At 61.6% G+C, this 18637-nt stretch carries 19 protein-coding genes (1 of these 19 cut by a window edge); 8 read left to right on the top strand and 11 right to left on the bottom strand.

Annotated elements, in window-relative coordinates:
* Window positions 1–397, bottom strand: partial view of a rhomboid family intramembrane serine protease gene (locus tag FF098_RS03635; RefSeq protein WP_166426301.1) — the 5' portion only. 344 nt of this gene lie to the left of the window's left edge; 397 of the gene's 741 nt are visible here — the first part of the coding sequence; the start codon lies at window positions 395–397; its stop codon lies beyond the left edge, outside the window.
* Between the two features lie 189 nt (window positions 398–586).
* Here FF098_RS03635 and FF098_RS03630 point away from each other — a divergent pair, with 189 nt between their 5' ends.
* The 4 genes from FF098_RS03630 (at window position 587) to FF098_RS03615 (ending at window position 3782) form a co-directional block, all read left to right on the top strand.
* Window positions 587–1171, top strand: coding sequence for a PilZ domain-containing protein (locus tag FF098_RS03630; protein ID WP_155137517.1), 585 nt, complete (start codon window positions 587–589; stop codon window positions 1169–1171).
* 20 nt (window positions 1172–1191) lie between these two features.
* The gene (locus FF098_RS03625) at window positions 1192–1731 is read left to right on the top strand and encodes a DUF4339 domain-containing protein (protein ID WP_155137514.1); all 540 of its coding nucleotides are present in this window, start codon (window positions 1192–1194) and stop codon (window positions 1729–1731) included.
* A gap of 357 nt (window positions 1732–2088) precedes the next feature.
* Complete coding sequence (locus FF098_RS03620) at window positions 2089–2883, top strand: PhoH family protein (RefSeq protein ID WP_155137511.1); 795 nt, start codon at window positions 2089–2091, stop codon at window positions 2881–2883.
* Window positions 2884–3029: 146 nt separating this feature from the next.
* Window positions 3030–3782, top strand: coding sequence for a hypothetical protein (locus FF098_RS03615; RefSeq protein ID WP_155137508.1), 753 nt, complete (start codon window positions 3030–3032; stop codon window positions 3780–3782).
* Here the strand turns inward: FF098_RS03615 and FF098_RS03610 are convergent.
* Window positions 3758–5242, bottom strand: a complete 1485-nt coding sequence (locus FF098_RS03610) for a hypothetical protein (RefSeq protein ID WP_155137505.1) — start codon at window positions 5240–5242, stop codon at window positions 3758–3760. The two genes, FF098_RS03615 and FF098_RS03610, sit on opposite strands and share 25 nt — an antisense overlap.
* A 23-nt stretch (window positions 5243–5265) precedes the next feature.
* Complete coding sequence (locus FF098_RS03605) at window positions 5266–5481, bottom strand: DUF3126 family protein (RefSeq protein WP_155137502.1); 216 nt, start codon at window positions 5479–5481, stop codon at window positions 5266–5268.
* A 116-nt stretch (window positions 5482–5597) separates the two neighbouring features.
* Between FF098_RS03605 and FF098_RS03600 the strand changes: the two genes are divergently transcribed.
* Both FF098_RS03600 and FF098_RS03595 read left to right on the top strand, forming a co-directional pair.
* Window positions 5598–6101, top strand: coding sequence for a copper chaperone PCu(A)C (locus tag FF098_RS03600; protein ID WP_155137499.1), 504 nt, complete (start codon window positions 5598–5600; stop codon window positions 6099–6101).
* A 206-nt stretch (window positions 6102–6307) separates the two neighbouring features.
* On the top strand, window positions 6308–6700 hold the full coding sequence (locus FF098_RS03595) for a DUF4168 domain-containing protein (protein ID WP_155137496.1): 393 nt from the start codon (window positions 6308–6310) through the stop codon (window positions 6698–6700).
* 16 nt (window positions 6701–6716) lie between these two features.
* Here the strand turns inward: FF098_RS03595 and FF098_RS03590 are convergent, their stop codons facing one another.
* From FF098_RS03590 to FF098_RS03555, 8 genes are all read right to left on the bottom strand, one after another.
* Window positions 6717–7655, bottom strand: coding sequence for a pirin family protein (locus FF098_RS03590; RefSeq protein WP_155137493.1), 939 nt, complete (start codon window positions 7653–7655; stop codon window positions 6717–6719).
* A gap of 29 nt (window positions 7656–7684) precedes the next feature.
* The gene (locus tag FF098_RS03585) at window positions 7685–8167 is read right to left on the bottom strand and encodes a sterol desaturase family protein (RefSeq protein WP_155137490.1); all 483 of its coding nucleotides are present in this window, start codon (window positions 8165–8167) and stop codon (window positions 7685–7687) included.
* A 74-nt stretch (window positions 8168–8241) separates the two neighbouring features.
* Window positions 8242–9066, bottom strand: a complete 825-nt coding sequence (gene cysE / locus FF098_RS03580; protein ID WP_155137487.1) for a serine O-acetyltransferase — start codon at window positions 9064–9066, stop codon at window positions 8242–8244.
* Between the two features lie 15 nt (window positions 9067–9081).
* Window positions 9082–9675 carry an NUDIX domain-containing protein gene (locus FF098_RS03575; RefSeq protein ID WP_155137484.1) on the bottom strand — a complete coding sequence of 198 codons (594 nt, stop codon included), beginning with the start codon at window positions 9673–9675 and terminating at the stop codon, window positions 9082–9084.
* Window positions 9672–10583, bottom strand: coding sequence for a peptidylprolyl isomerase (locus tag FF098_RS03570; protein WP_166426300.1), 912 nt, complete (start codon window positions 10581–10583; stop codon window positions 9672–9674). The genes FF098_RS03575 and FF098_RS03570 overlap by 4 nt, the downstream gene beginning before the upstream one ends.
* Complete coding sequence (gene queF, locus FF098_RS03565; RefSeq protein WP_229714506.1) at window positions 10583–11047, bottom strand: preQ(1) synthase; 465 nt, start codon at window positions 11045–11047, stop codon at window positions 10583–10585. Before queF ends, FF098_RS03570 begins: the two co-directional genes overlap by 1 nt.
* A gap of 77 nt (window positions 11048–11124) precedes the next feature.
* Complete coding sequence (locus FF098_RS03560; RefSeq protein ID WP_155137479.1) at window positions 11125–12222, bottom strand: M48 family metallopeptidase; 1098 nt, start codon at window positions 12220–12222, stop codon at window positions 11125–11127.
* Between the two features lie 42 nt (window positions 12223–12264).
* Window positions 12265–14643 carry a DUF305 domain-containing protein gene (locus FF098_RS03555; RefSeq protein ID WP_155139373.1) on the bottom strand — a complete coding sequence of 793 codons (2379 nt, stop codon included), beginning with the start codon at window positions 14641–14643 and terminating at the stop codon, window positions 12265–12267.
* Window positions 14644–14886: 243 nt separating this feature from the next.
* Between FF098_RS03555 and FF098_RS03550 the strand changes: the two genes are divergently transcribed.
* A complete protein-coding gene (locus tag FF098_RS03550) occupies window positions 14887–17145 on the top strand; it encodes a M20/M25/M40 family metallo-hydrolase (RefSeq protein WP_166426299.1) in 2259 nt (752 codons plus the stop codon).
* Window positions 17146–17223: 78 nt separating this feature from the next.
* Window positions 17224–18585 (top strand): DNA repair protein RadA, encoded by a 1362-nt coding sequence (radA, locus tag FF098_RS03545; RefSeq protein ID WP_155137473.1) that lies wholly within the window; start codon window positions 17224–17226, stop codon window positions 18583–18585.
* Window positions 18586–18637 lie beyond the last annotated feature (52 nt).

Genomic DNA, 18637 nt, shown 5'->3' with positions numbered 1-18637 from the left:
CGAAGACGATGCCGCAGAACACAGCTGCCGTCAGATAGAAGCTCAGAAACACGATCAGACCGCTCGCCGTTTCAACCCGGAAACGCGAGGCCATCATCGTGCCGAACACCAGCAGCCAGAGGCAGTTGAACCCGATATGGCCGAAATCGCCATGCAGGAAAGCGTGGGTGATGAAGGTCAGCAATTCATGGCCAAGCGCCATGATATTGTCCGGATCGGTCGACGCGACCCGCCCCGGTACCACAGCAAAGAACCGGATCAGCCCTTCATGAAGCCCGGCCGGAAGAACGAATCGCACCGCGTATATGATCACATTGATGGCCAGCAGCACGATGATGACCGTCGGAATGCCCTTTTTCGGCGTATATGTCGGCTCATGACCAGCGATTCGGTGCACTTGCGAGGGTCTCATAAGCCGCCTTCCACGGTTTTCGGCATCATTCTGTGCCAGACCGGAACAGGCTCGGCGAACCGGGCGAAAAGCCCGGAAATCTGCATCACAATGAGGCTTGGCAAGCTTTTCTTCACTTTAGCGGGCTACTTTTCCTGAACGAAGCAGCCCTAAAGGTAAGGCAGGGGATTACACATGCAAGCTCAGCAGGTACGCGCTCCTGAGACAGGCTCACCGCAATCGGCTGTCGCCGACAGGCGGACCTATCGGCGCATCCGCCTGCCGCTCGATGCCCGCTTCCTGTTGAATGACGAACGGGAATTTCCCGCCAGATTGCGCACCATCTCCGCCGGCGAAGCAGTGATAGAGTGTGAAGCGCCGGTAAAACGCGGCGACAAGGTGATTCTCTACATCGACCATATCGGCCGCATGGAAGGCATCGTGAAGGCAACGGCCTCGAAGGCGATTCGCGTCTATTTCGATGTTCGCCGCTCCCGCCGTGCCCGCATGGCCGACACACTGATCCGGCTGGTCAATCGCGGCACGCATGATTTCGAACGCCGCCGGGCGATTCGCATCCGCCAGAACCGTGCCGCCAAGGCTGAACTGGAAGATGGTTCCACCGTCGACTGCCGCATTCTCGATATCTCGGTAACCGGCGCGTCCGTCGCGATCGACCCGAGACCCGACATTGGACGTTTAATGGTAATCGGCAAGATGCGCGGCCGGGTAGTACGCCATCATGAGTCAGGCATTGGCCTGGAGTTTATCAAGGACTGAATGACAGGGATTCGTCGATAATGCTCTCTACTGATAACTGGTGCATCAAGGTCGCAGAACGGGTTTACGGCCCCTACTCCACCGACCAACTTGAAACCTTCGCCATGCAGGGCCGGCTCGGCCCGCAATCGATGGTCGCCCCGGCCGGCGGCAAGATGTGGCGTGCCGCCAAACAATATCCGAACATTGCCGAGATCCTCGACGGTGGCCGCCAGGAAACCATCACAGCCGAACAGGTCGCGCGATCGAACCAGAAAAAAAAGCCAAGTGAGGATGAAGAGCCTGAAATCGCCAACTTCCTCCTTATCTTCGATGTTGTTTCCGGCGCAGCAAGCCGGCTGGAGCATGTGATTCGAAATCTGGGTCCCGCCTTCCGCGTGACCGACAATGTCTGGGCAGTGTCCAGCGACCAGACCCTTATGGGCCTGAAGAACCTGCTGACCCCGCACCTGCAGGTGCGCGAGCCGGTGTTCATCGTCGACTCCACCCGCGGGCGCAGTGTCTGGCAGAATTTCCCGCCAGAGAAACACTCCAAGATGATCAAGGCCTGGATGCGCTAGGCGCATCCGGCACGCCCGCCCCTTTAGGTCAGACACCCCGCAATAGGTTTGTGTACCGACAGTCCGGCGTTAACACCTCATTAACCACTAAAAAACTTTTGTCATACTCCCTCACCGCCCTCGCCAGAGGGGGCGATCTGAAGTAGTATGAAGAAGATGATTGATTCGGTTTCAGGTTAGCTCTGATGGTGGGATATACCAACATATTCCACCGCCCCGCCGGGGAAAGCCGGCCAGCCCCCTGCTTCCCGATTTTTTTCACCATAGCTGATAGTTCGTATGCTGATCGCAGTTTCATTGCGTTCGGCAAGCGGTCGCATTTCGCCTTTCCACCAGCCAGCCCCAAGGAGGTCAGTCATGGGAAAACGTGCTGCACGCAAATCGACGAAACGTCTCGCCAGGGAAACCCTGGACACTTACGACTATCACGGCGGTAACGTCCAGCCGTTGTTCGATACCGACTGGTCGCCAATGGATGGCGAGGACGAGGTGATGCAGCAACGCCCCGGGGCACGAAAACCGGAAACGAAATATCGAAAGAACATCAGGCCACAGAATGAATCGCAGCGTCTGTTCATGGAAGCGCTGAACGATCATTCACTTGTCGTCGCCTCGGGCCCTGCCGGGACCGGCAAGACCTATGTCGCCATCGCCAAGGCGGTCGAGGCACTGGAGGCCGGCGAGGTCACCCGCATCGTCCTGTCCCGACCGGCTGTCGAAGCCGGCGAAAGCCTCGGCTTCCTGCCCGGCGACCTGGAGGAGAAGCTCTCCCCCTATCTGCGCCCGCTCTATGATGCGCTGGCCGACCGCCTCTCGGGCCGCCGCCTGAAAGCGCTGATGGCCGAGGGCGTCATCGAGATCGCCCCGATCGCCTATATGCGGGGCCGTACCCTGAACAATGCCTTCGTCGTGATCGACGAGGCGCAGAACTGTACCTACGGCCAGCTGAAAATGCTGCTGACCCGCCTCGGCTGGTCCTCGACAATGGTCATCACCGGCGACCCGCAGCAATCGGACCTGTTGCCCGGCATGTCGGGCCTTGCCGATGTCTCGGCCAAACTGTCGAAGCTCGACAGCGTCTCTGTCATCGAGTTCAACGACAAGGATGTCGTGCGCCATCCGCTGGTCGCGGAGATGATCGGCGTCCTCTGACGAATCACAGCCCAATCGGGTGATCAGGGCCCCGTAGCCATGCTGCGGGGCTCATTCCGTTTTGTAAGGTTCTTTCCCTTCGCCTGCCTGCAAGGTTATGGTAGAAGCCGAAAAGCTCGACAGAAGAACAAGACGACAGGCAGGGCATGAGCAACAGCTACGGTTTCGGCGGCGATGAGATCAAGGAAGAATCATCCTGGCGCTATCCGCTGGTGATCTTCTTCTCCACGCTCATCCTGTGCGCGATCTTTCTCTATCACTATGTCGGCCCGGGTTATGACGAGATCCAGGGCACGACGCCAAAGCCGACAATCAGCGAGGAACAGATCTCCCTCACCGTCGGGGATGTCGGGTTTCAGGTTCCGGCCAATTATACTGTCTATCCGCGTGATCGCCGCGGCGGCGCGCGTGATTCGCTGACGCTCTATGCTCTCTGGCCGACCATGAACGGCTATACCCCCGCACGTCGGTCCGAGTTCATCGACAATGACGCCGACACCCGCCGGATCGACATCATCGTCGATGAGCGCAGCTCGGTCTTTACCGAGGAACGCCGGCTGGAGACCCTCTATCTGCCTCACACCATCGACAAGGCCGGGCAGCAATCGGATTACGGGCTCGTCAAATTCGAGTTCAGGAGCGCTGGCGGCGATACCCAGACGAATGGCTATAGCGACAAGGACATGTTCGTCGCCGAGGATGCAGATGGCAGCGCGATCGTCCTGTTCTGTTTCAAGGAAAGTGATCAGAACGTCATTCCGCCGGAATGCTGGCGCGAATTCGATTTCTCTGACGGCACGACCGTGCGGTTCCTGTTCAAGAAGGCATACCTGCCGGAATGGCAAAAGATAAACGCAGAGGTCCAGCGCTTCCTTTACGGGATCGCCGATATCGGCTGACGCTCGGACGCACGCATGGCACTGCGCAGCAGGATGCCGAGACAATGCCCCAGCCCAAGCGCAAGGGCGCCCTCTCCCAGTATAAGCACCACTCCCGTTACGCCCAGACCTGTCCCCGGCACAAGCATGGCGAGGCAGATGAGCATGAAGGATGCCGCCAATAGCGCCACGCCCCCTGCCGGCAGGCTGGCCGCGACGGACCTGACCATCAGCTCTTTGCCTCTCGCCCGTTTGGCGACTTCACCCCGCCACACGCTCGCCTGCCGCAACAGGGCGAAAATAATGACAAGGTGAACAGGCCCGCCCAGATGCGGCGGCACGTGATCGCCGGTGATCAGCGCGAAAGGGATCGCGGCGAGAACAAAAGGCACGAAGACGAGAAGGCTGGTACGGAACGACATGGTCGTCACCATGATCACCGCAAAGATGCCAGCGCCAAGCGACAGGAGAATCATCGCTCTCACTAACGCTCCCGGACCCTCCCCGGCCATCAGCAAGTCCGGTCGCAGCGACAGGATCATGAGAGCCAGCAACGCGACAGCGGCGAGAATCGCCCCCGGCACGACCGGCCTGACAGTGCCGAGCAGGCGGGCCGTGACGATCCCGGTCGCAAACCAGCTGCGATCGGCGGATCTTGAAATCTGCTCCGGCAATGGCAGGAGCGACAACAGGGACATGGAGATCACGACGACAGCACCGCAAAAGGCAACCAGCATCAGCGGCATGGCACCAAAGCCATAAGGGCCGTCACTCAATGGTAACAAGGGCGCCTGGCCCAGTGCCGCCCCGGAAAAGCTGAAAAGAACGGCGATCAGGAACAGGCAGACGACCTGCCGCATCAGCTTGTTGGCAGTAAGCGCTGCGGCAAGACGCAGCCCGTCCCGCTTGGCAAGGCGATCGGCGAACCCCTCGGCAGCATAGACCCCCGCCATGACGGCAAGCGACAGGCAGACCCAGACCAGGCCAATGCCCGGAGCATCCCACCCGACACCGTTCTGGCCGGACCAGACAATCAGTGCTGCACAGCCCGCCGCCGCGGGCATAAGCCCGACAACAGCCATCAGGAGCGCGGCCCGCCCGGCATAACGCCCGAGCCAGATGAGGGAGATTGCAAGCAGGCTGCCGACCGAAAATGCCAGACGCATGTCAGGGTCTGGTGCCAGCGCCGAGGCGGCAAGGCCGCAGGCCAGCAGCACACCCAGCAGCGCCCATCGCCATCGGCCCGATGGCGGGAACAGGCCGGCGATGACAAGAAGTGCACCTGTAATCCCCAGCGCCTGCATGGCCGGGAAGAGCACTTCGCCGCCCGCCTGCCTGGAGTCGATCGGGGCAGGATCACCCGATGCAAGCAGCACAGCAATGGTGCAGCCTGCCAGCAATAGCGTCAGGAAAGGGCGCTGGACGATGAATGGGCCCGGCAGGCCCAGCTGGTAAGACGTATCGGGACGGGCGTCAGCCATTCGTGGCCTCGCCTCTCGATGCTCTAGCCCTTGGGCAGGTCGATCTCCAGAATCGCCATGTTGAAGTCATAGGAGACTTCCCCTTCGTCCTCGTCCTTGAACAGGACGCCGATAAACTCATCACCGATATATACTTCGGCTGAGTCGTCCTTGTTTGCTCTGGCCCGGACGGATAAATTCTCGTCATTGAAACGACGACGCAGATAAAGCTGCAGTTTGGCGATTTCTGTCTCTTGCATGATCCGGTTCTCCGCGGCGTTGTTACGCAACCTGTTTGTCTTTGTGGCCCGGTCGCGTCAGGCTAAGAGCTAGCGCAACGGCCCTGAATGTCGATGATCAACCCTTGGAGCATGGAATGGCCCTGATGAACACCCCCGCCCTTGCCGGATTTGCAGCCATCTTGCTGACGCTTGCGGCATGCTCCGGGCAAGACACGCCGGAACCGCACGAGATGGAGACGGTCGCTGCGGGCACTGTCGCGATCAGTGGCGGCTGGGTCCGCGCTGTCGGTGAAGGTGTGCGCATGTCCGCCGGCTATGGCACGATCAGCAATACTGGCAATGAGCCTGACCGGATCGTCGCCCTGACAAGCCCGGTTGCCGAAGCGGTCGAACTGCATGAATCGGTCGAGGAAGACGGCCGCTCGATGATGCGCCCTGTTACCGGGCTGGAAGTGCCGGCCGGTGGCGAAGTCACCCTCGCGCCCGGCGGTTATCATATCATGCTGATCGGGGTCGCTGCCCCGCTTGTCGAGGGTGAGACCTATGACATCACCATCACCTTCGAGAATGCCGGCGAGCTGACCGTGCCGATGATGGCCATGTCAGGCAAGAATGCCATGGGTCACGACGGACACTAGTGCCATGACGGTAGATGGACAATGTTTATGGATTGTCCTTGCCAAGGCAAAAAGCTCCGTAAGCGGCCACTGGCGGGGCTTTCAGCCGAATATGGCAGGCCCGCCACATAATCGGCACGTGATCACCCTTTGAATGCGCTCCCTCGATTTGTTAGGCGGGCGATGCCGCCACTGTCTCTGGCGGCGCAAACAAAGGAGTACTCTTTATGTTTACACCCCTGAAAACCGCCCTTGCCGGTACCGCTGCCGCAGCCCTGACGATTGCTGGCGCAGCCCCTGCTTTCGCTCAGGAAGCACAATCCGCACCGACGCAACTGCAACAGCAGATGGCTGAGGCGAAACCGGTGACGGATGCCGAGATCGACACCTTCATCACGGCGACGATGGAAGTTCAGACCATTGTTCAGCAATGGCAGCCCAAGCTTGAAGAAGCGCAAGGCACAGAGAATGCCGCAACCGTGCAGCAGGAAATGCAGGTCGCGCTGAAAGAAGCCGTCGAGGACGAAGGCATGACAGCCCAGCGCTATAACCAGATTTACGTGATGGCCAGCCAAGACGAAGCGCTTGCCACGCGCATCCAGGAAGCAGCCCAGAGCTAAGCCACAAGACGACGGATCAATCAGGGATTGGAATGAATTCCTGGTCATCCCCAGGGGGCAGGGTGAACATGCCCTCCCCCCATTTCCCGGCGCGCCATTCCTCACGCGCTTCCTCGATCTTCTCCTGCGAAGACGAGACGAGGTTCCACCAGATATGCCTCGGCCCATCCAGCGTCGCCCCGCCGAACAGCATCAGCCGCGCGCCCTGCTCGCCAGCCATAACGGTGATCGCATCGCCCGGCTTGAAGATCAGCATACGGGATTTTTCGTATGTCACGCCCGCAACATCGATCTCTCCCTCGACGATATAAATCCCCCGCTCCTCGTGATTGTCCGGCAGCGGCAGCTTCGCACCCGGCTTCAGCGCGGCATCGACATAAAAGGTCTCCGACAGAATTTTCGCCGTGGCCGATGCGCCATAGGCATCGCCGAGAATGATGCGAAGGGACTTGTCAGTGTCCTCCACCATCGGCAGGTCGGCCTTTGCCACATGCTCGAACGCAGGCGCGACATCTTCCTTGTCCGATGGCAGGGCCAGCCATGTCTGGATGCCTGACAGCGGCGCATCAGCCGCAGCGCGGAAATCGTCCGGCGAGCGTTCCGAATGGGTGATGCCACGGCCCGCCAGCATCCAGTTGACGGCGCCCGGCTCGATATCGAGCTTCGTGCCGAGCGAATCGCGATGGGTAATCTTGCCGTCGAACAGGTATGTCACCGTGCCGAGGCCGATATGGGGATGCGGACGCACGTCGAGCCCCTTGCCCGCCGCAAAGCTCGCCGGGCCCATCTGGTCGAAAAAGACGAACGGTCCGACCAGGCGCCGCTTGGCGACAGGCAGGGCACGGCGCACCTCGAACCCGCCAATATCGCGGGCGCGCGGCACGATGACCAGTTCCAGGCTTTCCGGCTGCGGGGTGTCCTCATTGTAGGGTTGCAGGTCGTCATGTCGGCTCATCGCCTTCTCCTCTCCAACCCTTGCAGGGATTATTGCTGCGTCTGAGCGGCTTTCATCGCCTTCAGCTTTGCCTTCAGCCACGCCGGTTTCGGCGTGATGACGAACCCGAACGACACGCAGCCTTCCTTTGTGCGCACATGGTGATGAATGCGGTGCGCCTCGATGATGCGGTTGAGATAGGGCCAGTCAGGCAGCTTCGTTTTGATGCGCTGATGCACGATCATGTCGTGGAAGATGAAATAGATCAGGCCATAGGCGGTGATGCCGATTCCGATCGGCAATGCCCACGACCACACATGCACGCCGATCCAGATCAGCGCGATGGCGGGCAGCGCGAACAGGAAGGCGAACCAGTCATTCTTTTCCATCACCTGGTCATGTCGCTTGACATGATGGTCCTCGTGCAGGAACCACATCGGCCCGTGCATCAGATATTTATGGGCGAGCCACGCGCCGCCTTCCATGGCGAGCACGGTGGCCAGAAATATCAGGATTTTCAGGGCAAGGATCATGGGCCGCACTTTACCGGTATCGCCCGACGCTCACAAGCTGGATGATTGCCGCAGGCTCATGGGGAAATGCCGGATCAGATATTCTGGTCCATGTCCTTTGCCGGTTCCTTGCACGGGCAATCGCCGACGATCTTGGCCGGTACGCCCGCCACGGTGCAACCTGCGGGGACCTCCGCCAGCACGACCGAGCCGGAGGCGATCTTGGCATTGTCGCCGACCTTGATATTGCCGAGTACCTTCGCGCCAGCCCCGATCAGCACGCCATTGCCGATCTTCGGGTGGCGGTTGCCGCCGGCCTTGCCGGTACCGCCGAGGGTGACCGAATGCAGCATGGAGACATTGTCGCCGACCGTCGCCGTCTCGCCGATGACGACGCCATTGGCGTGGTCGAGGAAGATACCCTGCCCAAGCCTCGCTGCCGGGTGGATATCGACGGAGAACAGCTCAGACATACGCGACTGCAGATACAGCGCAAGCGCCTCGCGCCCCTGGCGCCACAGCCAGTTGGCGATGCGATAGGACTGGATTGCCTGATAGCCCTTGAAATAGAGGAAGGGCTGGATGTATTCGCGGCACGCCGGGTCGCGCTCATAGGTTGCCAGCGTATCGGCAAGGGCCGCCTCGACGATCGACGGGTCCTCCTCGAACGCCTCCTCGCACACCTCGCGCCAAAGCATGGCGTTCATCTCGCCATCAGACAGCTTCTGCGCAATGCGATAGGAAAGTGCCGCTTGGTAGCTGTCATGGTTCAGGACAGTCGCATTCAGGAAGCTCGCAAGGATCGCCTCCTGCGCGGCACCGGTCGCGGCCTCAACGCGGATGCGCGACCATGTCTGGTCCGTCGTCAGGCTGATGACTTTCGCTGAGTCAGCTGCAGTGGCAGTGTTTGCTGGAGCCATGATGCTCCTCCTTCATTATCCAGGCACGATGTGGCGGCTGATCTCAGGCGGCAGCAGCCCTCGTTGCGCCCTTATGTAAGCAGTTTGTACCATCAAAACAGTAAACGCGTCCGTTATTTCCCCTGAAATCACAAGGTCGAGAAGCTCGGCAAAGGGAAGTCTTTTGATTTCAAGCACTTCGGTCGGGTCCGGTGCGAACTCACCTGAAGACAGGCCGGTGGCGATATAGGCGAAGGAGATCTCGTCGGTGACCGAATTCGACAACTGCCATGAGCCTATTGGCGTCAGCTTTTCTGCTTTCAGCCCGGTTTCCTCCTCCAGCTCGCGCAGGGCCGCCGCTTCCGGCTCCTCGTCCAGCGGACCACCGCCTTCGGGCAATTCCCAGCTATAGGCATCGAACGGAAACCGGTGCTGGCCGACGATCCAGGTGTATCCCTCCTCATCCAGCGGCAGGACACCGATCGCGCGATTTTTGAAGTGAACGACACCATAGCGGCCCGGATCACCGCTCGGCATCGTCACCGGGTATTCGTGGACGGCAAGCCATGGGTTGTCGAACGAGACGCTCTCGCCATGGACTGTCCAAGGTCCGCGCTTCACATCGCTCATTCGCTCTCGCCTTCGACCGGCTTCAACCGGACCGGCAGCTGCAGCTGGCACAGGTCGAGATAGTCGTGCTGGACATAGAAGAACTCGCCCATGCGGTTGCGGCGCGCCTCGATCAGCTCGAGGAAGACATCGCTGTTCGTGTCCATCATCTGAAGGTCGAGCAGCTCCTCCTCCGGCACATCACTGGCGAGGCGGGCCGACAGGATCGGCGTCCAGTCCTCTTCGTTTTCGATCACGCCGCCATTGTTCGGACGGCCGCGCTTGATCGCCTGGACCACATCCATGCCCCAGATCACCCGACCGAAGACGGTCAGGTTCCGGTCAAGGTAACGTTGCGGCTGCAGGGTGATGTAGAACTCGGTCGAGGCTGAATCGCGCTCGTTGTTGCGGCCAAAGGCGAAGGCACCGGTGCAGTGGGCAAGCCAGACACTGTCGCGCTCCCGGTCGATGCCTGCCGGCATGCCGTTGATGAAGCCTGCCTCCGGTGCATAGCCGTCGAAATTGCCGAGCGGCGTGAACGCCAACCCATCCGGGATCGGCTCTTCATATTCTGCGACGAGCGACGCCGCCGCGCTGCCCTTGTCTTTCTCTTCGGCAGCATCCCCGCCCTGGGCGACGAAACCGTCGATGACGCGATAGAAGTTGAGGCCGTCATAATAGCCCTCGCGCACCAGCGTCTTGACCTGCTCGACATGGCCGGGCGCAAGGTCATCGCTCAGCACAATGACGATCAGTCCGTGCGGCACGCGCATATAGATCGTGCTGTCCGGGTTCGGAGCAATCCAGTCGGCATCGCCAGCCATTTCCATGACTTCGGCAACAGTTTTCGGCGCCGCCTCTTCAGCCTCCTGCGCAATGGCAGGTGCCGTCATTGCCAGGGCCGCTGCCCCGATAAAAAACCTTTTCATCATCCTCTCCCTCGATATGGCTGGACGCCGGTTTCCGGCACATAGACGCCCTTGGGCACCTCGCCGGTCTGGTAGAACACGTCGATCGGAATGCCGCCACGCGGATACCAGTAGCCGGAGATGCGCAGCCATTTCGGACTGATCGCGGCGACGATCCGCTTGGCGATGGCAACGGTGCAGTCCTCATGAAACGCGCCATGATTGCGGAACGAGCCGAGGAACAGCTTCAGCGACTTCGATTCAACCAGATGCTCGCCCGGCACATAGTCGATGACGAGATGGGCGAAATCCGGCTGGCCGGTGACCGGGCACAGCGAGGTGAATTCCGGTGCAACGAAGCGAGCAAGGTAATCGACATCCGTGTGCGGGTTCGGCACCGGGTCAAGGGTCGCCTTGTCCGGATCCTCCGGCAGGTCCACCTTTTCGCCGAGCCGGGTATATTCCTGATACATATCGCCGGGCATGATTCTCTTCCTTCAATTCACTAACCGCGCTTTAGCAGCTTTCCGCCGGGATGGCACCGCCTGAAAACGAATAGGCGCTATTCCACCTTTTCCGGCAGCAACTCCTCACCCGCCGCGATCTTTGCCTTCACCTCTGCCACCGCTGCCTCGACGGCGGCATAGCGTTGCGGCGTCAGCGGATGAGTATATAGCAGCCAGGTCGATTCCGGCTTTTCCGTCGCGAAAAGGGTGAACAGGTTCGGCGCGGCATCGATATTCCCGCCTGCCCGGGCCAGCATGTAGAGCCCGACATAATCCGCCTCCGCCTCGAATTCGTTCATGTAGGGCACGGACGCCGCGAGCGCGCGGGACGAGAGAGACCCGGACCGCTGCGAGCCGGTCAGGCGCAGCACCGTGTCGGCGACCATGCCGCCGGCATAGAGGATCGGGCCATAAACCACCGCGCCGGAAACGACGGAGTTGCGGATCACCTTGGGCCGGTGGGCGAGCGCGATATGGGCAAGCTCATGGGCGATGACGAATTGCAGCGTGTCGTCATCGGCGGCCCGCATCATCCCGGCATGGATGACGATATCCCCCGTCGCGGCCATGGCGTTGATCGCGTCGGAGGTCGACATCTTCACCGGCGCAGCGCAGGTCTCGATGCCGTCTATGCTGATGTCCCTCGTCCCGGTCTCGTCGCGCACGGTGAGCGTGACAGTTTCGTCTTCATCCAGCGCCGCAACGATAGCGGCGACCGCCGTCTCTGCCTGCCTTGTCTCGATTTCCTCGCCATCGACCGCCAGCAACGCCATGCCCGCCTTCAGCCCCGCCTCTGCCGCCGGGCTGCCCGCCATTGCATGGAGCACGTTGATATCGTCCGCATACCCCAGACGGGTCAGGTAATCCTCATCGATCCCGCCGACAAAGGCACCCAGCTCCTTTCGCCCGGCGAGGATGACGCCAATGGAAGTTTTCGTCTGCGGGCACAGCGCGACATTCTCCTTCAGCACCGGCCAGGCAAGATCATAAAGCCGCGCGCGGCGGGCAAGCTGCAGGTCGATCGCCTCGCGCTGCATGTCCTGCTGGTAAAGCTCGACCGTATCCCCCGCCGGGTCCGGCGCGGCATAGTCGACGGTGGCGCAGGCGGTCAGCGATGCGCAAAAGAAAAGCCCCATGAGGAATGACTTCATCATGGGGCTATCATGCAATGTTATCACGCTATCGCAAAGGCGATATCAGCGCAGTTCGGCGGCGATGCCGTCCAGCGTCTCGGACAGGGCTGCCATACGCTTGGCCGTCATGCCTTCCCCGCCGTCGAGATCGTCGGCAAGACCGCGCAGGGTCGAGGAAAGTGCACGATCACGACCGCCATCGGCCAGTGCCGCCTCGGCATTGTCCAGCGCCTCTTTCAGCTGCGCCCCGAGCTCGGCGGACAACGCCTCGTCACGGTTCAACTGGTCGATATAGGCACGGGCAACAACCGGTACTGCTGGCCAGGTGACCGGGAATTGCTGCTGCGGGTTGAACACGTCGCCCTGATCGGCAAGTGCGGCAGCGGCAATCTCGTTCTCGGACAGATATTCGCTCGGCTCCAGCGAGAAGACGTCGAGACCGCGGACGATCTCTGTCGCGTAGATCTTGTCGCCATACCAGTAGCTCGACCAGTAACCGCCGAGCACCAGTTTCTCGTCCCAGATCGGGCCGCGGTCGAAGAAGGCGATCTCCTGCGCATTGGCGGAGTCGGTAAAGTCCATGATCGACAGGCCGCCCTGGTACCAGGACTGGACGAAGATGTCGCGGCCCGGCACGGGGATGATAGAGCCGTTATGGGCAACGCAGTTCTCTTCCTCGCTCTGCGGGGCCGGCATCTTGTAATAGCCCTTGAACTCAAGCTGGCCGTCCTCGATGTCATAGATCGCGTCAGCGCCCCAGGTCATCGGATCATAGGACCGGCAGCGGGCGCGGGCACCGCCGCCCCATTCGTCCGTGAACAGAACTTTCGTGCCGTCATTGTTGAACGTCGCCGAGTGCCAATAGGCAAAGCCCTCATCCGTCACATCGTCGATACGCTTAGGGTTCAGCGGATCTGAGATGTCGAAGATGATGCCATTGCCCGAACATGCCCCGGCGGCAAGGTTCGCCGACGGGAAGACCGTGATGTCGTGGCACTGGTTGGTCTGGCTCGTCGTCTGGGTATCATCGCCATGGTCGCCGCCGAGCCAGAGCCCGGCAATGCTGCCTGTTTCCTCGTCGGCGAAGACAGCCGGGCTGTCGACGATGCGCGAGGCCGCCGGATTGTCGACCGGGATCTCGATCACGTCGATGCGGAACAGCGCTGTGCGCTGGTCGCCCGGCACATAGCCGATGCAGCCTTCCAGTTCCTCCTCGTCGCGCACGCCAGCGGTGCCGGAATTGTAGACGACGATGGTCTCGTCATCGGCGGAGACGACGGAATGGGTGTGCGAACCACGGCAGGTCTGGACCTGGCCGACCTGAACGGGCCGCGCGAGATCGCTGATGTCGAAGATACGCAGGCCGCGGAAGCGATCTTCGCTGACGTCCTCGGCAATGCCCTGCAGGCCGCAATCGACACGCCCACGGGTCTGCTCGACCGACATGATCAGGATATCGCCAACGACAGACACGTCACCCTGACCGCCCGGACAGACGACGGAGCTATAAAGCTCCGGCATGCCGTCATCCCCGAGGTCATAGACGTTGAAGCCGTGATAAGAGCCGACAATCAGCTTGTCGCCGGCAAAGGCCATATCGGTGTTGGAGAAAGACAGGAGCGGTGAGCGCGTGCCCCACTGGGTGCCGGCAAGGCTCTGTTCGTTGTCGTCACGCTCGGCGGCCTCCTCGGCCCCTTCTTCGGCCATGTCCTCGGCCTTCTCGATCTTCGGCGGCAGGCCGGCAGGGTTGGCCGGATCGAAGAAGCCAGCCGGTTTCGGCAGCGCCGCGACAAGCGTCATGTTGGAAATCGCCTCGCCCGCATCGCGGAAGCCGGCAGAAAGGCCGACACGCGGGTCAGTCGACAGCCCGGCAAGGATCAGGCTCATGCGCTCGATCTCGGCGGTCTGGTCGTTTGTCACGTCATTGACGAAATCGAAAAGCAGCGGGTCGTAGGCCGACCCTGGCTGGTCGAGCAGCTCATCGACCATGGTCACCGCGCCGCGGTGATGGCGGATCATCAGTTCAAGGAACAGCCGGTCGAAGGCACTGCCTTCAGAAGCAGCGAGCTGCTCCATCTGGTCTGGCGTCGCCATGCCCATGGAACGCATCATCTCCATCGACATGTGCATGCTGTGCTCGCCCGGTTCCGGCGCATCCTCGCCGCGGGCACGCAGCCAGTCCTGCATGAACTCGATTTCGTCCTCCTGAGAGGCGGTGATGCGCCCTGAAGCGTCGAGAATATCCTGATTGTTCGTCCGCTCAGCTGCCAGCGCGGCCATTTCCACCGCCTGCCAGTGATGCGGGATCATGTGCTGCAGGAACATGACATCGTCCTGCGTATAGCGGGTATCGGCGATCTTGCTCGCCTCATCGGCGCTTAGGTCGCGCGTGTCCTGCCCGGGGGCACCGGGCTGCACGATCGGCGCGCTGGTCTGCGCCATGACTGGTACGGCAGACAAGGCAAGGGCTGCAGCAGAGGCAGCCAGAACATTGCGGTAACGGATAAAAGTCTCGGTTTTCAACGGATACGCTCCTGTTTCCCCATAACTGACCCGAGCATAGTTACGGCGATTTCCGCAAAAGGAAAGTCAGGCGGCGCACGGTGTGCCGGGGGTGTGGCATATGGGTCGCTTTTCGGGACGGCGCGGGCTAGGCTCGCCATGGGAAGAACCGTGGGGAACTCAATGTCATTTAACCGACCGCTCGCACTGCTGGCCATACTGGCCATAACGGTTCTGCTCTCTGTCTGGCTCGTCCAGCCACCCCGCGCCCTGCCCCTCGATGCTCCCGCAGACCGGTTCTCGGCAGAACGAGCGCTGGAACAGCTTGAAGTCCTCATCGGCGATGGCAGCGCCCGCCCTGTCGGCACACCAGCCAACAAGGCCGGCCAGCAACGGATCGCCGAAGCCTTCGCCGACTTGGGCCTGCAGTCTGAGACCATAACCCAGACGACCTGCAGGCAATCAGAGAGCTGGTCCTACGTAAGCTGCACGAGCGTGAACAACATCCTCGCCCCCGTCATCAATGGCGAGGGGCCCGCCGTCGTCCTGATGGCGCATCATGACTCGGTACCCACCGGCCCCGGCGCGGCGGACGACTCGCACGGTGTCGCGATCATCATGGAGATCGCCCGCATCCTGAAAGCCGAAGGTCCGAGTGGCCGCCCGGTCATGGCGCTGATCACCGATGGCGAGGAGGAAGGCCTGCTCGGTGCCAAGGCCTTCTTCGAAGAGCAGGGTCTGATCGAGGGGATCGGCGCCGTCATCAATGTCGAGGCGCGGGGCAATCAGGGGCCCAGCTTCCTGTTCGAGACGACGCCCGGCGGTGCGTGGATGGTGAAGGAATATGCGGCTCACGCAAAACGCCCCTCGGCCAGTTCACTGACCCAGACCATTTACGAGATGCTGCCGAACGATACCGACCTGACCATGGTCAAGGGCAAGGGTATTGCCGGGGCCAATTTTGCCTTTCTCGACCGCCTGCCACACTATCACACCCATCTCGACAATATCGAAAACCTCAGCCCGGACAGCGTTCAGCATCAGGGTGAGAACATGCTGGCCATGACCCGCGCGATGATCGCGGCGGACCTGACCGACATGCCCGAAGAAAACGCGATCTACAGCGATCTGTGGTCGTACGGATTTTTCTACGCGCCGCAGGGCTGGGCCTTGCCGCTCGGCTTGCTGGCGCTGGCGCTGATCGCTGTCGCCGCGTTCATCTCCAGTCGCGGCGAGCCGATGCAGCCGCTGAAGATCGTGGCGAGCGTTTTCGTCCTGCCGCTCTGTGCACTCCTCGCTGCTGCTGGCGGTTTCGCCATCTATTCGCTTGCCGGCCTGATGACGCCCTCACCGGGCTGGGCGACGCCTACGATCTTGATCGCCGGACTTGTCATTGCTGTCTGGGCATCGATCGCCATCACGGGAGCTAGCCTCGCTCGCTTTGCCGGTGAAAAGCTCTCCCTCTTCGCTCCATGGCTGATGATCGCTGCCATTGCCTGCGTCATTGCCTTTACCCTGCCCGGCGCGTCCGTCCTGCTGCTGCTTCCGGCGCTCGCCGCTGGCATGATCCTTCTCATCGGTGCTTTCCTAGACCGCACGGAAACGAAGTGGATCAGCACAGGCCTGGCGGGCCTACTCTTCGTGGCCTTCATCGCGCCGGTCGCAGTCTCAAACATCGCAGCCCTGACCGGCGAGATGCACGTCGCCATGACCGTGCCGTTAGCGCTCGCCGCCGCGACGCTGGTGCCGCTCGCCATCATCCGCAAGCAGGGTCTGCTCATCAGCGGCGGGGCCGTCGTCCTTGTGCTGATCGCTGCTGTCGTCCTCGGCCTGCAGCCGAGCTATACACCAATGATGCCGAAGGGGCAGAATATCATTCATGCCACGGACTATCGTGACGGCACCTCGCAATGGCGCATCCGCTCCGACACCCCCCTGCCCGACGAATTAGCCCGGAGCGCAGATTTCTCCGCCGAGCCCGGCCCTTACGTCGACGCGCTGTTCGCCAGTGCCTATGTCGCCGAAGCGGAAGGCACCACGCCGCCGCCCGCCCCGTCCCTGACCGTCGAGGAGCGCACCGCAGATAACGGCCGCACCCTCGTCCTCTCTGTCGATGGTTCAGAGGATCTCAACCGACCATGGTTCACGCGGCTCCTCATCCCGGTCGAGGCGCAGCCTGTCGCAGTCAGGGTCAATGGCGTGCGCACGGAATTCCTCCCCGACGACAAGGCTATTGACGGCTATCACGTATTCGTCTGTCAGGCCGTCTGCGGTCGCGTCTGGGTCGAGCTTGCCGCCACAGCGCAGACCGACTGGGTCGTAACCAACTGGTATAACGGCCTTCCCGAAGGCAGCGCATATATGGACGAGGCCCGGCCCGACTGGATGACGCCGATCCATGACGGCGACTTCACTGTCGCCATCGCCGAGCAGCGCCTCTGACGAGCCGATCCTGTTTGGCGAATCGGCCCCGCAACTCTAGAGTGGACAAAACAGGAACTTCCACCTAGAGACCATCCCATGGCGCGATCATCCGACTCTTATATCTGCCAGTCCTGCGGGGCTGCCTATGGCAAATGGGCCGGGCGCTGCGAGGCCTGCGGCCAGTGGAACACGATCGAACTCGAACAGACCGAGGCCGCGCCCTCCGGCAGCCATTCGGCCAAATCCTCCGGCAAGGGCAAAGCCATCGACCTCGTCTCGCTAAAGGGCGAGCTGAGCGAAGAGCCGCGTATCTCCACCGGCAACATGGAATTCGACCGCGCCGCCGGTGGCGGCCTTGTTCCCGGCTCAGCCCTTCTCATCGGCGGCGACCCCGGCGTCGGCAAGTCGACCCTCCTGCTGCAGGTCGCTGCGGGCCTCGCCAAGGGCGGCAGCCGCGTCGCTTATATTTCTGGCGAGGAAGCCGTCGCCCAGATCCGCCTGCGGGCCTCCCGTCTTGGCCTTGCCGATGCGCCGGTGCATCTCGCCTCCGCCACCGCGCTAAAGGACATCCTCGCGACGCTGAAGACCGCCAAGCCCGATGTCGTCATCATGGACTCGATCCAGACGCTCTGGTCAGACACACTGCCCGCTGCGCCCGGCACGGTGACGCAGGTGCGCACCTGCGCCCAGGAACTGGTGCGTTTTGCCAAGCAGACCGATACCGTCATGCTGCTTGTCGGCCACGTCACCAAGGACGGCCAGATCGCCGGGCCCCGCGTCGTCGAGCACATGGTCGATGCCGTGCTTTACTTCGAGAGCGAGGCCGGACGCTCCTTCCGCATCCTGCGCGCGGTCAAGAACCGCTTCGGCGCGGCGCACGAAATCGGCGTCTTCGACATGACCGGCGCCGGCCTGCGCGAGGTCTCCAACCCGTCGGAGCTGTTCCTGTCGGAAAATGACGGCACGATCTCCGGCTCAGCCGTCTTCGCCGGCATCGAAGGCACACGGCCGGTTCTCGTTGAAATTCAGGCGCTTGTCAGCCAGTCCTCCCTCGGCGCGCCAAGGCGTGCGGTCGTGGGGTGGGACTCAGCGCGCCTGTCCATGCTGCTCGCCGTGCTCGACACACGCTGCGGGCTCGATTTCGGGCGGCACGATGTGTTCCTCAACGTCGCCGGTGGCCTCCGGATAAACGAGCCCGCCGCCGATCTTGCCGCGGCTGCCGCCCTCGTCTCATCTCTCACCGATATCGCCCTGCCACGCGACACCGCCGTCTTCGGCGAGGTTGGCCTGTCCGGCTCGATCCGGCCCGTGCCGCAGGCCGATGCGCGCCTGAAGGAAGCTGCCAAGCTCGGCTTCTCCCGTGCGCTGACCCCGACCAAGCTGAAATCCCGCGACTTGAAGCTAAACAGCTTCGCCGGATTGGACGATTTTGTCCGCTGGGTCCGCCAGTCCGCATGATCCGAAATTAGATGAACCTTTTGCGAAATTGCCATGGCGCACGACGTGCAAT

Source organism: Aquisalinus luteolus, assembly GCF_009712425.2.
GTDB lineage: Bacteria > Pseudomonadota > Alphaproteobacteria > Caulobacterales > Parvularculaceae > Aquisalinus > Aquisalinus luteolus.
The sequence above is the reverse complement of the archived record's forward strand: the minus strand, read 5'-3'. Positions and strand labels throughout refer to the sequence as shown.

What these genes read in the sequence shown, in the direction of transcription:
- FF098_RS03630 (WP_155137517.1), top strand. Translation starts at nt 587, where the DNA reads ATGCAAGCTCAGCAGGTACGCGCTCCTGAGACAGGCTCACCGCAATCG.
- FF098_RS03625 (WP_155137514.1), top strand. Translation starts at nt 1,192, where the DNA reads ATGCTCTCTACTGATAACTGGTGCATCAAGGTCGCAGAACGGGTTTAC.
- FF098_RS03620 (WP_155137511.1), top strand. Translation starts at nt 2,089, where the DNA reads ATGGGAAAACGTGCTGCACGCAAATCGACGAAACGTCTCGCCAGGGAA.
- FF098_RS03615 (WP_155137508.1), top strand. Translation starts at nt 3,030, where the DNA reads ATGAGCAACAGCTACGGTTTCGGCGGCGATGAGATCAAGGAAGAATCA.
- FF098_RS03610 (WP_155137505.1), bottom strand. Translation starts at nt 5,242, where the DNA reads ATGGCTGACGCCCGTCCCGATACGTCTTACCAGCTGGGCCTGCCGGGC.
- FF098_RS03605 (WP_155137502.1), bottom strand. Translation starts at nt 5,481, where the DNA reads ATGCAAGAGACAGAAATCGCCAAACTGCAGCTTTATCTGCGTCGTCGT.
- FF098_RS03600 (WP_155137499.1), top strand. Translation starts at nt 5,598, where the DNA reads ATGGCCCTGATGAACACCCCCGCCCTTGCCGGATTTGCAGCCATCTTG.
- FF098_RS03595 (WP_155137496.1), top strand. Translation starts at nt 6,308, where the DNA reads ATGTTTACACCCCTGAAAACCGCCCTTGCCGGTACCGCTGCCGCAGCC.
- FF098_RS03590 (WP_155137493.1), bottom strand. Translation starts at nt 7,655, where the DNA reads ATGAGCCGACATGACGACCTGCAACCCTACAATGAGGACACCCCGCAG.
- FF098_RS03585 (WP_155137490.1), bottom strand. Translation starts at nt 8,167, where the DNA reads ATGATCCTTGCCCTGAAAATCCTGATATTTCTGGCCACCGTGCTCGCC.
- cysE (WP_155137487.1), bottom strand. Translation starts at nt 9,066, where the DNA reads ATGGCTCCAGCAAACACTGCCACTGCAGCTGACTCAGCGAAAGTCATC.
- FF098_RS03575 (WP_155137484.1), bottom strand. Translation starts at nt 9,675, where the DNA reads ATGAGCGATGTGAAGCGCGGACCTTGGACAGTCCATGGCGAGAGCGTC.
- FF098_RS03570 (WP_166426300.1), bottom strand. Translation starts at nt 10,583, where the DNA reads ATGAAAAGGTTTTTTATCGGGGCAGCGGCCCTGGCAATGACGGCACCT.
- queF (WP_229714506.1), bottom strand. Translation starts at nt 11,047, where the DNA reads ATGCCCGGCGATATGTATCAGGAATATACCCGGCTCGGCGAAAAGGTG.
- FF098_RS03560 (WP_155137479.1), bottom strand. Translation starts at nt 12,222, where the DNA reads ATGATGAAGTCATTCCTCATGGGGCTTTTCTTTTGCGCATCGCTGACC.
- FF098_RS03555 (WP_155139373.1), bottom strand. Translation starts at nt 14,643, where the DNA reads ATGGCGCAGACCAGCGCGCCGATCGTGCAGCCCGGTGCCCCCGGGCAG.
- FF098_RS03550 (WP_166426299.1), top strand. Translation starts at nt 14,887, where the DNA reads ATGTCATTTAACCGACCGCTCGCACTGCTGGCCATACTGGCCATAACG.
- radA (WP_155137473.1), top strand. Translation starts at nt 17,224, where the DNA reads ATGGCGCGATCATCCGACTCTTATATCTGCCAGTCCTGCGGGGCTGCC.